Source organism: Verrucomicrobiaceae bacterium, from assembly GCA_016713035.1.
Taxonomy (GTDB): Bacteria; Verrucomicrobiota; Verrucomicrobiia; order Verrucomicrobiales; family Verrucomicrobiaceae; genus Prosthecobacter.
In genome coordinates this window covers 1-13,187 of sequence record JADJPW010000012.1, presented here as the reverse complement: position 1 = coordinate 13,187, position 13,187 = coordinate 1, and the positions used below count along the sequence as shown (strand labels likewise).

The window sequence follows — 13,187 nt, the reverse complement described above, 5'->3', positions numbered from 1 at the left end:
TCTATCCTCTCTCATCTATCCTCTCCCTTCTCATTCACGGGATGACTTCCGTCCGTCAGATGACAAGGTGCCAGCTCGATGATCTGATCGCAGTGCTGTGTGACCTGGTGATCACGCGTGGCGAGGATGACAGTCCAGGTGAGAGATGGGTCGAGGATGGCGGTCTGGAGGAGGTGGAAGGACTCATCGTCGAGGCTGTCGAAGAGCTCATCGATCAAAAGAAGGCGTGGACGCTGCACGAGAGCGCGGGCGAGTAGGAGGCGGGTGCGTTGATTGCCGCTGAGTGGTGCGCCACCGACCTTCAGGCGGAGATTGAGCCCCTCGGGGCGATGCAGCAGCACATCGAGCAAGCCCACCCGCTCTAGCGCCTGGCGGATTTCATCCAGACCGACATCGACGCGGCCGAGGCGGAGATTTTCGATGATGGAGCCATCCACGATCTCATCGCGGCGCAGCAGCATGACGCTCTCCCGCAGCGCCTCCAGATACCAACTGCGCAGATCGAGCCCGTCGATGCTGACATGGCCCTCGGTGGGCTGGCGGAGGCCAAAGAGGATGTCGAGCAGCGAACTGGCCCCTGAGCCATGCGGGCCGACGATGGCCACGCGACTGCCTGCGGGGAGGGTGAAGGTTTTTTTCGCGAAAAGGGGCTCATGGTAGCCAAAGGAGAGCTCACAGCCGCGCACCTCCGCGCCGCCCTCGCGCTTGGTGGGTTGCTCACCGTCCTCGCGCTCGATTTCGAGGTCAAAGATGTGGCCCAGCTTGTCCATCGCGGCCATGGCGTCATACCAGGCTTCGAGCTTTTTGCCGGTCTTGGCCATCGCGGTCACGATGCTGCCCATGATGAGCTCTGAGGCGACGAGCTGGCCCAGGGTGATCTGCTGGCTGACGACGAGCCAGCCACCGAGGATGAGCAAAATCGCCGCAGCCGTGACGGAGAGCAGCAGCAGCGCCACGATCTGCCGCATGACGATGCGGAAGTGAGCGGAGCGCTTGTTCAAGTAGTCAGTGGCGAGCTGGTTCGCACGCTCACTGGCCATTTGATAGCCACCGGGCCCTTTGAAGGCGAAGGGGAAGGTCGCGATCTCTTCAAACCAGTTCACCACATCGTATTTCACGCGGGATTCTGCGATGCTGGTATTCACAGCGCCTTTGCCAAGCAGCCACATGCTCAATGCGATGAGCAGCAGCAGAATGACGACAAACATGAGCATCAGCGGATGATACAAGGCGAGCAACAGCATGCCGATGAGGCTGCCAAAGAGGAGATTCACTCCATCGAGCAGGAGCAGCGCTGTGCTCTTCTGCGCGGTGACGACATCTAGGAAGCGATTCACCAGCTCTGGCGCATGCACCTCATCCAGCGCCTCTGCTTTCACGCGTGGTAGCCGATACGCGAGGTCTGCCGCCGTACGGACAAAGATGCGGCGCTGGATGATGTCTGAGATGTAGTATTGAAAGCCGCTCACCACCGCCTGCAGGCCCAGCGCACCAAACAACGCCAGCGCGAGCACCACGATGGCCTGCACATACGGTCGCGATTGTCCGCCGAAGGCCAGATTGCTCACCACGGAGTCCACCGCGAGCGGTGCAGCAAGGTACAGGATGCCGGAAAAAACCGAGAAAATGAGCAGCGTGAGGATGTCCTGCCGTTCCGCTTTCAAGAGCCGGAAAAAGCGCCGCTCGGGGCTGACATGGTCGTGATGCTCGGGATCGGCGTGGATGCTCATCGCATGTGCAGGCCGCTCTGGATGCACCACACCGGCCTCGACGACCTCATTCACGCTCTGCAATCCCAGCATCCGCACCAATTCACTGCGCGAGATGCTGAGCCGATGCGTCGGATGATCCCCATCCGCGATGCGCAGACGAAACCAGCCCGCGAAGGTCACCACGACCCATTTTTTCTCCTTCGCGCTCCAAATGACCACCGGCAGATCCTGCCGCGCATGCCACAGAACCTCCGCCAGCGGCTGCCGCACGGGCGTGACCTTCATGTAAACCTCCGCCGCCGCCGAGATGAGCTGCGAGAGCGGATCCGCGTCCGCTTTCGCAGCATTTTGAATGGCTATCCTTGCTCGTTCATGGCCAAACTCGCTGCCGGTGATGGCAGCGAGCTGGGCCAGGGTGGCGATGCTGGGAGCGGATGCGTTTAGGGAAGGCATTGGGAGAGTCTTTTGCGTGCCAGATCTCAGCGCTGGCCATAGATGTCGATCCAGGCCAGCCCCGTTTTGGAGCCCGGTGGGTGGTAGTAGCGACGCCCGAGATATGCGCCATCCACCTCGGTCATGGAGCCACCGGAAGGATGGCTGGCGCGGGTGAGGACCGGCTTGCCATGGTAGGTGTCGGTGAGCGAAGGCACCGAGGGTCTCCCAGCGCAGGAGACGAGCGCTAGGCTGGAGAGTGAAAGCAAAATGAGAAGGTTTGTGTTCATGGTTGGTTGGGTTGGTTCTCTCAATCGCAGTCGCCGGATGGCGGCTACGAAGAAAAAATGCCGCCAGCCCCCACTTTGGCTATTTCGATGTTTCAAAACAGCGTTTCGGTATTATCGAAGTATCAGCCATGAACGAACCTCACCTCAATTACCACCACTTGCGCCTGTTTTGGGAAGTCGCCCGGGCTGGCAGCCTCCGCGCCGCCGCATCCCGCCTGCACCTGTCGCAGCCAACGATCAGTGCCCAGATCACGGCATTGGAAACCAGCCTGGGAGAGCAGCTCTTTGACCGCACGGGACGCGGATTGAAGCTCACGGCACAGGGACGGCTCGTGATGGAATGCGCGGCGGAGATTTTCTCCCTCGGCACGGAGATGGTGCGCTCGCTGCATGGCCAAGGTAGCGCCCGGAATCTGCGCCTGAACATCGGCATCACGGATTCGTTGCCGAAACTCGTCGCTTGGCGGCTCATTCGGCCTGCGGTGAAGGCGTTTCCGAATTTGCAGCTCTCCTGTGCGGAAGGTCATGCACAGGAGCTTCTCGGCTCGCTGGCGGCAGGCAGGTTGGATGTCGTTTTGTCAGATGAAGCCGCGCCTTCTTCGATGCCAGTGAAGGCCTTCAACCACCTGCTCGGTGAATCGCCCGTGGTTTTCTGCGCTGTGCCAGCGCTGGCCAAGAAGCTCACGAAAAACTTCCCCGCTTCACTCAAAGACGCCCCAGTGCTCCTTCCTGCCAGCCGCACGGCCTGGCGACATGAGCTGGATCGGTGGTTCGACTCCCACCGCATCCGTCCGCACATCGTGGCGGAGTTTGATGATGCCGCACTGATGAAAGTAGCGGCAGCGGATGGTTTGGGGCTGGCACCGATCGCCACATCAGTTTTAGAGGAGGCAGTGGGCCGCTACGGGCTGAAGCCAGTCGGTCGGCCTGTGCTTTGCAGATGTTCCTGCTACCTGATCATGCTGGAGCGAGCCATGCGGCACCCGGCCGTGTCGGTGATCGCAGGGGAGTCGAAACTGGTCATGAAGCCGTAGGCCGATGCTGCTGAGAACTTTTGTTGCACATGACGCACAAACTCCATTATCAAAGCGTAATTCTTAAATCCATATGAACATCTCCTCCTACGATCTGCTCGCTGCCTTCGCGTTCCCCACATCTCCCGAGTTGATCGAAGCGATTCCAATTATCATCTCACTAATCGTTATTGAGGGTTTGCTGAGCGTTGACAATGCACTCGCCATCGCGGCGATGGCGAGCCATCTACCGGGCAAGCAAAAGTATCAGGCACTCAAGTGGGGCATCGTCGGTGCCTATTTGTTCAGAGGCCTATGTCTGGCTTTCGCAGCCCTGGATCATCGAGAATCCCTGGCTAAAATCTGCGGCGCTGCTTACTTGGTTTACCTGATGAGCGAGCATTTTACGGGTGGCGGCGACGAAGACAATGACGGCAAGCCCGACGCGCCCAATCAACGTGGTTTCATCGCCACTATCGTCGCCATTGAGGTAATGGATCTCAGTTTGAGCGTTGATAACGTCGTTGCCGCTGTGGCGATGAGTCCAAAGCTCTGGGTGGTCTGTCTCGGTGTCTTTATTGGCATCCTGGCACTCAGGTTCGTGGCCGGTGCCTGCATCAAGTTGATCGAAAAATTCCCCATTCTGGCGGACACCGCTTTCCTGCTGATCGGCTATGTCGGCTTTATCCTGTGCTATGAGCTACTGAGTGATCCGCACAGTGGTTTTCAACTTCTCCCCGGCCCAGTCCATGTAAGCGCGGGCCAAAAGTTCATCGGTATTATCATCATTTTGGCGGTTTCGATCCTCTATTCCAAGTCTGGAGCCATGCAGAAGGCGCTGAGTCCGCTTTTCAAGCTGGCCTATGGCCCGATGAAACTTGTCGCCATCCTCGTCGGGCTCGTGCTGAAGATCATCCTGCTGCCCTTTAAGCTCATCATCGGTCTGTTCAAGAGCAAGCCTGCTGCTTCTACCGGTGAAGCGTAACGCATCTGAATTTCACCCCAGAATGCCATGCAACTAGACCGCTCCATTGTCATCGGACCCTTCGGGAAGATTGAAGTTCATGCGCACCCAGAAGGTGTAAGTGTGATCGCCCGTATCCGCATGAAACCGCAGGTGGAGAATGCGCAGACAGGGCTAGCGATAGATGGCTCGAATTCGATGTCGCAAACTCGGAGCGCACCTGCCGCCGATGTTCCGCAAGCCAGAGCATAATGTGATGCAGGTCGTGGCAGGCAGCATGGCGCAGATGCTAGCGGACTTCGACAGTGATGGAAATACCTCGGTTATTTATTGGGCCTGCGGAGTGGGCGGCGCTGCGATTGAAATCGTGGGGAGACATGGACTCAACCAAGGCACCAACATTCCCATTCACCGGGCCAAAGAAATTCGTACAGGGACGCGGCTGGCACCTGCGGTGAGCTATTTCATGGAGAAGTTCCCCAACGCTCCCTGGGGTATCTTTGTGATCGTCACGGACGGAAGGCTAGATGACTTGGAGGAAGTGAAGGAGCTGAGCCTGGAGATCGGACGCCAGATGGCGGCAGGCACACGGGGCTTCACGAAGTTTGTCCTCATCGGTCTCGGTGCCGAGGTGGATGTGGACCAAATGGGCGAGCTGGATGACATGGACTACGGCGGTCTGAAAACACCCGATGGCGAACAGGTGGACATCTGGGACGCCCGCAACGCGGCAGAGATGGATACGCTTGATAGCGTCTTTGACGAGTGCGTGGGAGAGAATAGCATCATTGCCCCTCGGCCGCCCTGTCAGACTCGACAGGAGACCAGTTAAAGTGCTGCAGAGCATCCTACACGGACGGGCTGCCAGCCTTGATCGAGTTCATATGCGCTCCGGCTCGACCGCTTTTGTCCTGAACATTCCTGGGGTGGGCACCTACACCCAGCCACTGGTTTAACTTTCCACATGAACCATGAGCGCGTCCCCACCTCCCCTCCCCGCTGCCAACAGGCAGATCCCGAACAACCAACTGCATGAGCTGTTCGGTGAAGTGAATGTGACAGCTCACGCGGACCGGCTGGATGTGTCGGCGACGATCCTGCTGGAGCCAAACAAAGAAGGTTCTCAGACCGGTGTGGCGCTCGATGGATCAGCCTCGATGCGCAAGGCACTCGGCCAGGGGCTGCGTATGCGGAGCATTATGACAAGTCCGTGGAGGGAGCGAATGCTGGCTTCCGGGAAGGCTTACATGCGTGATTACGATGGCATGAGCGTGGTGCAGTATCATCAAAACGGCTGGGATGAGCTGCTGAAACAGGGGCTTCTCGTGAAAGGAGCCAAACATGGTGGAGCCCATCGCACGAGAGGTCATTCCCTACTTGGCGGAAAAGATCGACGCGGATGGCGGCACCTCAGTGATTTATTGGGCATGTGGCGACAAGGGCGACCAGATCGAGGAAATGGGTGATCTGACTGCAGATCAAGCACGCAGCGCCAGCTATGCAGGCCCGCAGAACTGGGGTGAGCACACGCACTTACTGCCTGCACTGCGCTACTTCGTGGAGCGCTTCGCCGACGCGGAGTGGGGCTTCTATGTCTTCGTCACGGACGGGCGGTTGGATGACTTGGAGGCGGTGAAAAACTACACCGCTGATCTGTCGCGCCGAGTTGCTGCGGGGACTGCCAAACCGATCAAATGCGTGCTCATCGGCGTGGGTGAGCATGTGGATGAGGCGCAGATGGAGCAGCTCGATGACCTCCCGGACGCGTTAGGGGCTGGAGGTGGACATATGGGACCACAAGATCGCCTGCAATGCGTGATTTACGGGACATCTTCGCCGAGGTGGTGGATGAAAACGCGATGGTAGCACTCACGGGCCGTGTTTTTGATGATGCAGGTAATGTTGCCAAAACTTGGAACGACGGTGTGCCGACAATGCTGGTTTTCTCCCTGCCCGTGGGATCGAAAACCTTCACCCTTGAGGTGGCGGGACAGCGCATTGAGCAATCCATCAGCTAAGCAGACCGCGTGAACCATGGCTGCTGCATTCACATTCAAACTGGACGACGACATCCTGGGCGAGGCGCTGGAAGTCGAGCGGCAAAAGGAAGCTGAGTGCCAGAAGATCACGGCGGAAAAGGAGCGCGTGCTCGCCGAGGAGCAGGCTAGGCTGAGGGCGGAGGATGAAGCCCGCCAGGCCGAAGCAAAAGCCAAAGCAGATGCGCTGGCAGCGGCTGAGGCAAAGCGTCGGGACCAAGAGCGTGCCGCCGAGGAAGCGCGCATGAAAGCTGAAGCCGAGAAGCTGGCGAAAAAGCAGGCGAAGCGGCGCAAGCCGCGAAACAGCAAGCCGCCGAGCTGTGCGAATGGCGAAGCTGAAGAGGCAGAGGAAGAAGCCAAGAAAAAGGCCGCTGCTGAAAAGGCCAATGAGGAAGCGGCCAAGCAAGCAAAGCTTGCTGCCCTGCTCGCCGAGGCACCGACCAAGAAGACGCCGCCACCCCTACCCGCCAAGCCGCCGCCTTTTCCGGTGGCCGAGCAGCCGCAAGAGGCACCGGTCCAGACGCAGACTGCCACGAAGCCATCACCATGGGGCGGGACGGCGCTGAAGCCTGCCGCGCAGGCTCAGCAGACTCAACCCGCTACAGCCAAGCTGCCCAGCGCCGCTGTCTTTAAGGCAGCACCGCCTCCGGCGGCGGAATCCGCCAGCGAATTCCCTCCGCCTGCTCCCAAGAAGTCCGGGCTGCTGGGTGCCGCCTTCGCCAAACGCCCGGATGGCTCTACTTAAACACCCTTTAACCACCATGACTGCCCCTAGAACTCCGCACCCTCGCCGATGACTGTTTGAAATGGTATTGGGATCACGGTCACAAGCGTGAAGACCAGTATGAGGTGAGCCGCGGCTCCTGCCTGGACTCGCTTTATGCCGTGCATGATCGCGCGGCGGCCATTGAGCGATCAGGGCTAAATCCCCGGCCCTGCATGGCCTTGTGGGGGCCATCACAGACAGGCAAATCCACTCTGCTCTCCGGCTACCTGGATGTAGATGGTGATGAGTTGGGCCTGCAATCTGCCCTGACTTGGAGCCAAGCCGAGCCAGTGCGCTTCGGCGGTGAACTCAAGAGCGATGGCTCCAACATCGTCGTCAATCCCTACAACGGCGGCGCGGACGGCAGCGGCTGCATCTCGCGTTTCGTGATGACAGACGCAGTGCCAGACCCGGCCTTTCCAGTGGACATCACGCTTGCCACCGACACGCAGATTCTCCACGCACTGGCCGCTGGCTATGAGAGTGAATGTCAGCCGCGCAACAAGCAGGGGGAAGAAGTCTCCTGGGGCATGGATAACTTCCGCGCCTTGATGGAAAACGTAAAAGCTGCGGGACCACCTGACCGTGAGGGCTTCGAGTCCCTGCACCAGTTGGCGAACGTGCTGGACCTGCTCATCATGGCCGGCATCCGCCGCTATGCGAACCTCCAGAGCCGTGGCGGACGCTGCGGCCCATACTGTTGAATCACCCGCACTTGGCGAACAAGAAGGCGCTGCGGGAATTCACCCACGAACTGCTTTGGGACTCATGGCCCAGTCTCATTACTCCCTGTGTGATCGCCTCCAGACGAAGCGCACCCAGCTCATCAGTCTCTGGGGCGCGAGCGGCTGCACGCTACGCTGCTCCTGGCGGCTGGCCGCGCTGCTGCTCGACATTGACGCCTACAAGCACTACGCGAAGTCTGAGCGCGTGGTGATCAAAGCTTTCGTGGACAGCGTGGGCTTCCGCGTGGCGGCAGATGGCTCTGTCTCGTTGGGCGCGAGCTTGGATCGTCCGCTAGTGCAGGGTGGTGAGGATTTTGGCTTGTTTCAGGGACTCGTGTGGGAACTGCGGCTGCCGCTGCGGAGAGATGATGACCCAGCGCACCCGTCGTCGCTGCCTTCCTTGAAAAGGCGGACTTGATGGACTTCCCCGGCGTGAGTAATGAGCACGAGGCGCGAAAAGATCACCAACGACGTGTTGGCCGCTGATCTCGTACGGGGACTCACCGAGGTGCTAAAACGTGGCAAAACGGCCTCCATCGCCGTCAGCCGAGCGGTAGAGCTGGACATCGATGGCTTCTCAATCCTCGCCCGTGCGGGTAAGCATCCCGGCCAGCCAAAGCAGCTCGTTTCCGGCATCCAAAGCTGGATGCGCGCCTATGGTCAAAAATGGCCGCCACAGGGCCGGGTGATGCCGCTGAACCTCGTCATCACCTTTTGCGCGAAGCTGGTGAATGATGCAGCGGCATTCGCAATGGTTTGGACTCCTACTTCAGCCTGTTCGCTAAGCTGGCCGACCTCGCCGATCCGTGTGGTCAATATGTTCACGACCACATATCCGTGGCTGATGGAAGGCAGCATCCATCCTTCATTCCCTGCTGCGAAAGTACAGGAGAAGGTGGCCGAAATTTTTGCAGACCGTGCCTTCATCGAACGCTTTGGCGACAACCGCGAATCCTTCGAGCAAATGGTGGCGAATGGCGGCACGGACTACCTTTTCAATGCCCTCACCACGCAGGCTGCGTCCAGCCGCCCGCCCAGCTCTGCTGGCCCAAAGGCTGCAGGGAGGCGAAAAACAGCGCCTCATCGAGTTAATCTCCCCATCTGCCTTCCAAAGACGCTGCGCAGGATGAGCGTAATCGTGCGCTAGATGCCTGGATGCGCGGCATCGGCGAACGACTCAGCGAGAAGCCCAGGAAGATCACGACTATGACCGCGCGGCGAACCTGAGCCGCCTGCTGCGCCGCTTCCTGAACATCGACCCCGAGGAGCTGGAGGTGCCGCCCAATGCCATTTCGCGGCGTGCGAATCTGCGGAGCTTCGTCGATAAGCAATTCCGCACCTGGCGTGCCAGCCGGGCGGCGGCAACGCATGTGGCGGGATTCGGCTCAGGATGCCACTCATGCGCAGCGCGTCCTCGCCGCTCTCGTGGAGGCGGCAAATGTGGAGGAGGTGGTGCGCTTCTTCCGCGATAACATGGGCACGCTGAGCGGCAGACGCGAGGCGCAGGACTGCCGCCGCTTTGCCGTGAAAATGAGCCGCGAGCCTGCTGGAGCAATCCGGCGGATGCCGCACCTCATGGAGTGGATAATGAAATCACCCAGCGCCTGGAACTGCTGCGCCAGTTCGCCCAGGCGGAGGACGAGCAGAAGTATGACCCGGAGGCATCACCGCATTACGTCAGCATCATCAAGCCGCTGCTCGCCCGTCTGGAGACCATCAAGAGCTTCCAGGCTGGAAATCGCGTGCCGCAGGCTGGGGATGCGGCCTGGATGCGCTCATCGCCCCTGTCTTAAAGCCTGAAAAATCATCCACTACCAATGCACTCGGCTCTGGAGAGCCAAACTACTCACCCTCCGCACGCCATGCCAGATCAAGAAGCACCCATCACCGAGATCAAGGTATTCGCCGAGAGCGGGCACCATTACTCCCTTCCTGCCGTTCAGCCTGGAGCTGCTGCGGGCGCATTCCACCCTGCGCACCATTTGCGAGCAGGAGCGTGTGCCGTGGACAAATATCTCCCACACTTGGCTGCGGGGTCGCTTTGGCATGAATGAGGGCCAGCATGGCATGTGGGTCTCTCTGGAAAGTAATCTGGAGACATTCAGCGTGGCTCGATCTACGAACCCAAACGCGACTACCACGCCCAGAGGCTGGGCAGCACGGCGCGGAGAACCCGCCCCTATGCGGCCACGGACCCGACACGCCTGCCAGATGATGTGGAGAGCATCCCCATCAGAGCCTGGGCTAGGCAGCGAAAAAGTCACCGTGGCCGTGCTGAATGTCGTATGGAAGAAACCGTCTGGAGAGCCGCGTGAGGTGGACTTGATCGTCGATTTCGGCAAACACCTTACTGTCGTGCTGGCGCTGGAGCATAACTTCGCCCAGGCGGGCAAGCTGAGCACGCTTTGCCACAGCATCCGCTTCATCAAGCGCGGCGCGGACTACATCGATTTTGTGGGCGGCAAGCAGGACGACACCTGCTCCATCGTGGACTCATGGTTCATCCTGCATGAGCCGATGTTTGCCGACTATGAGCCGCCGCGTGTCGGCTTCACGCCTACCACGGAGATTCACAAAACGGAAAAGCAGGTCAAAGATGGGATGCTGAGCAAGACACGCGTGGAGACGCACACGCTGGCACCCAACGTGTGCCGCAGATGTTGTGGAGATGTCTCCGTCGTCATGGGGGACAGTGCGCGTGAAATTTTGGCGAACCTAAACCTCAACGAAGGTGGCAACTACACGCTCAGTTCACCGAAGCGCTACGCCTGGGATAAAAGACTCGCTCGACGTCGAGCACCGCGAGTGGTGGACGATGGTTCATAATCGCTGGAACCCGCAATCACGCCGCCCTACGGAGCTGCCAAAGCTCGCCGGCTCCATGCTGCGCTTCCTGCCGCTCGATGGACACGACTGGGACATCAACAGCCCGCCTAACGAAGACGCAGATTACTCCAAGCGCCCCACACCCGCCCCTGACCGCCCCAGCTATCCGCGAGCGGATGCCATGACATGGGCAGCGCTCGCCATCCTGGAGCAGTCCGTGCGGCAGATCACTTCCGAAAGCAATGGCGGGCGGCCAATGGTGAATTCGTCCCGCGCCGCCTGCGCCGTGTGCTGGTGACCTTCCCCTCCGGCTGGTCCACGCGGGAGATCAATGACTACCGCGCCAAGTGGCAAAAAGGCGGTCGATATTTTCACCCCTCGCTCATCTACGAGATCGGCGACTCGTCACGAGGGCGGCAGCCGACCGGAGCTGATCATGGATCTCGATGAGGCCGTGGCCTCGCAGCTCCCCATCATCTGGCGAGATCGTGCGGCTTGGACAATAGGGCGAGAACTGGATCGGAGCTATTCGGGCGCGGTAAAGCACCGAGGCCCGAGTCCGGGTCATGACCGTGGATATCGGCGGCGGCACCACGGACATCTCCATCATCGAGTATCGTGATCTACTCATGGGTAAGGGAGTCGAGTGGAGGCCAGCTACTGTCCCGCGACTCCAGCACCATCGCGGGGATACTTTGGCGAAGGAGATCGTGGAAGCCGTGCTACTCCCAGCTCTCGGCACGCGTTTTTAGGTGACGATGAGCAGATGAGTAAGTTTGAGGACATCTTCAGAAGTGCCCTCAAAAGACGGCTCATCAAGCCCGCTGGTCACGCATCGTGAAGCTGGTCTTCATGCCCATCGTGCGTCAGTGGCTGAAAGATTTATCCGAAGGGCGGGATACCTCCGCTGATGGCACGAGCCTGGTCCCTGACCGCATCATGGGTGCGGGAAAGCCGCCTCGTGGACTCTGGCGCACTCCAGGAGTTCAACGACATGTGCCGCGCCGTTTTGGAAGTCGAGGTCATGCCCGAGCAAGACCCCATCTTCCACGATGCGGAGCGCCTGAGGAACTGCATCGACCTCGTCTTCCGCCCGCTCGTGCAGTCCTTGGCGAAATACGTCACCGCCTTGGCGTGGACCTCATCACGCTCCAGCGGCAAGCCCTCCGAACTGCCGCAAGTAAAGGCTCTCCTGGAGGACTCCCCCCGTGCTGCCCCAGCGCGTGCTTCAGGCGAAAACTATCCAGCGGGTGATTGATACCCGATGAGTTCCAACACCACCATCAACGACGCCAAAACCGTCACTGCCGTGGGAGCCGCGCTGTATCAGGCCATCCAGCACGGCCTCGTGAGTGACTGGAGCATCAAGCGCGTCGGCAACGGCCAACCCTTCCCGTTTTACTGGGGCGCGATGCCCGGAAAAGCCATGCCGTGGAAGTTTGATCCGCTGTATCTGACCCCTACCTCAGCAAGCAGCCCGCAGATGGCACCGTCCCCGGCAAAGACAAAGTGACCGTGCCCATGCAAGTCGGCACTCGCATTGGTAGAAAAATCCTTCCCCCTCCGCCGCCAAACCGGAGCAAATCTACAAACTGCGCTGGAAGGACCGCAAAGCCGCGCAAGCGGGAGCTACGCTATCGCCGCCACAGTGATCGTTACCCTGGAGCGTGAAGAAGACCCGACCAGCCTGCGCATGACCCATCCCACCACGCGCGACGGCAAGAGCCTCGATGGCTGGCTGGAACTCCAACTCTGCACGCCCCGGAAGACGAAGACTTCTGGGTGGACTCCGGGCGCTTCGATGTCGCCTGGCCCGAACATGCCGCCGCCTGAACACGCCGATCATTTTCCCATGGAAAACACCCTTCAGACCGCCTTCGAGAGTTGCTCTACCAGCTCACCAAAGTTCCAGGCCAAATCAAGCAAGAGGTCGTGGCGCTGCTGGCGGTGCAGACGCCGCCAGCGCCGCCCGTGGCATCCATTCCCATGCCGCCATCGGCACCTTCTCCGGACGTGGCAAAAAGCGGAGGAAGACCTCACCCAGCTCTGGCAGCAGATCGAGCAGGCAAAAAGCCGAACTCGGGCGGCTCACTGCTGCCAATGACGAGCAGGCGGCTGATTTGGAGAAATGGAGTAATGACATCGCCAAAGCCAGCGGCAGCAGCATTATAGACTCACAGCAGAGGGCTACTGCCGCAGGTGCAAATCCACCCCGACTCAAGAGGAGCAGAGCCAGATCCTGGCCTGCCGCGCCCAATATGAAGCCGTCATCGAGCAGGCGGGCATCGTGCAGAGAGAGCTGGATGCGCGGGAGCAAAACGTCAGCGCCAATGAAGCCGCACTCACCCAGCGCGAGCAGATCGTCAATGAACGCGCCGCCTGACCTGGATGGCACTCGTTACTGGCTGGAGAGCCTGTTGCCC

Annotated in this window: 18 protein-coding genes; 15 read left to right on the top strand and 3 right to left on the bottom strand. The window is 59.9% G+C overall.

Features of this window, described 5'->3' with window-relative positions; translation table 11 throughout:
* Positions 1–11: 11 nt before the first annotated feature.
* Entirely contained in the window at positions 12–2,165 is a 2,154-nt protein-coding gene (locus IPK32_23965) for an ATP-binding cassette domain-containing protein (GenBank protein ID MBK8094941.1), read from the bottom strand.
* Positions 2,166–2,191: 26 nt separating this feature from the next.
* Positions 2,192–2,434, bottom strand: coding sequence for a hypothetical protein (locus IPK32_23960; protein MBK8094940.1), 243 nt, complete (start codon positions 2,432–2,434; stop codon positions 2,192–2,194).
* 128 nt (positions 2,435–2,562) lie between these two features.
* Between IPK32_23960 and IPK32_23955 the strand changes: the two genes are divergently transcribed.
* The 15 genes from IPK32_23955 (at position 2,563) to IPK32_23885 (ending at position 12,277) form a co-directional block, all read left to right on the top strand.
* Complete coding sequence (locus tag IPK32_23955) at positions 2,563–3,468, top strand: LysR family transcriptional regulator (protein ID MBK8094939.1); 906 nt, start codon at positions 2,563–2,565, stop codon at positions 3,466–3,468.
* Between the two features lie 73 nt (positions 3,469–3,541).
* Positions 3,542–4,432, top strand: coding sequence for a DUF475 domain-containing protein (locus IPK32_23950; GenBank protein MBK8094938.1), 891 nt, complete (start codon positions 3,542–3,544; stop codon positions 4,430–4,432).
* Positions 4,433–4,595: 163 nt separating this feature from the next.
* Positions 4,596–5,243, top strand: coding sequence for a hypothetical protein (locus IPK32_23945; protein MBK8094937.1), 648 nt, complete (start codon positions 4,596–4,598; stop codon positions 5,241–5,243).
* Positions 5,244–5,752: 509 nt separating this feature from the next.
* Positions 5,753–6,277, top strand: coding sequence for a VWA domain-containing protein (locus IPK32_23940; protein ID MBK8094936.1), 525 nt, complete (start codon positions 5,753–5,755; stop codon positions 6,275–6,277).
* Positions 6,256–6,429, top strand: coding sequence for a hypothetical protein (locus tag IPK32_23935; GenBank protein ID MBK8094935.1), 174 nt, complete (start codon positions 6,256–6,258; stop codon positions 6,427–6,429). The genes IPK32_23940 and IPK32_23935 overlap by 22 nt, the downstream gene beginning before the upstream one ends.
* 16 nt (positions 6,430–6,445) lie before the next feature.
* Positions 6,446–7,192, top strand: coding sequence for a hypothetical protein (locus IPK32_23930; protein MBK8094934.1), 747 nt, complete (start codon positions 6,446–6,448; stop codon positions 7,190–7,192).
* A gap of 56 nt (positions 7,193–7,248) precedes the next feature.
* The gene (locus IPK32_23925) at positions 7,249–7,917 is read left to right on the top strand and encodes a hypothetical protein (protein MBK8094933.1); all 669 of its coding nucleotides are present in this window, start codon (positions 7,249–7,251) and stop codon (positions 7,915–7,917) included.
* A 64-nt stretch (positions 7,918–7,981) separates the two neighbouring features.
* A complete protein-coding gene (locus IPK32_23920; protein MBK8094932.1) occupies positions 7,982–8,356 on the top strand; it encodes a hypothetical protein in 375 nt (124 codons plus the stop codon).
* A gap of 21 nt (positions 8,357–8,377) precedes the next feature.
* Positions 8,378–9,085, top strand: a complete 708-nt coding sequence (locus IPK32_23915; GenBank protein ID MBK8094931.1) for a hypothetical protein — start codon at positions 8,378–8,380, stop codon at positions 9,083–9,085.
* A gap of 433 nt (positions 9,086–9,518) precedes the next feature.
* Positions 9,519–9,731 carry a hypothetical protein gene (locus IPK32_23910; protein ID MBK8094930.1) on the top strand — a complete coding sequence of 71 codons (213 nt, stop codon included), beginning with the start codon at positions 9,519–9,521 and terminating at the stop codon, positions 9,729–9,731.
* Between the two features lie 418 nt (positions 9,732–10,149).
* On the top strand, positions 10,150–10,764 hold the full coding sequence (locus tag IPK32_23905) for a hypothetical protein (protein MBK8094929.1): 615 nt from the start codon (positions 10,150–10,152) through the stop codon (positions 10,762–10,764).
* Positions 10,754–11,062 carry a hypothetical protein gene (locus IPK32_23900; protein ID MBK8094928.1) on the top strand — a complete coding sequence of 103 codons (309 nt, stop codon included), beginning with the start codon at positions 10,754–10,756 and terminating at the stop codon, positions 11,060–11,062. Before IPK32_23905 ends, IPK32_23900 begins: the two co-directional genes overlap by 11 nt.
* Positions 11,063–11,330: 268 nt before the next feature.
* The gene (locus IPK32_23895; GenBank protein MBK8094927.1) at positions 11,331–11,516 is read left to right on the top strand and encodes a virulence factor SrfB; all 186 of its coding nucleotides are present in this window, start codon (positions 11,331–11,333) and stop codon (positions 11,514–11,516) included.
* Between the two features lie 158 nt (positions 11,517–11,674).
* Complete coding sequence (locus IPK32_23890; protein MBK8094926.1) at positions 11,675–12,022, top strand: hypothetical protein; 348 nt, start codon at positions 11,675–11,677, stop codon at positions 12,020–12,022.
* 6 nt (positions 12,023–12,028) lie between these two features.
* On the top strand, positions 12,029–12,277 hold the full coding sequence (locus IPK32_23885) for a hypothetical protein (GenBank protein MBK8094925.1): 249 nt from the start codon (positions 12,029–12,031) through the stop codon (positions 12,275–12,277).
* Positions 12,278–12,682: 405 nt separating this feature from the next.
* Here the strand turns inward: IPK32_23885 and IPK32_23880 are convergent, their stop codons facing one another.
* Positions 12,683–12,907 (bottom strand): hypothetical protein, encoded by a 225-nt coding sequence (locus IPK32_23880; GenBank protein MBK8094924.1) that lies wholly within the window; start codon positions 12,905–12,907, stop codon positions 12,683–12,685.
* Between the last annotated feature and the right edge of the window lie 280 nt (positions 12,908–13,187).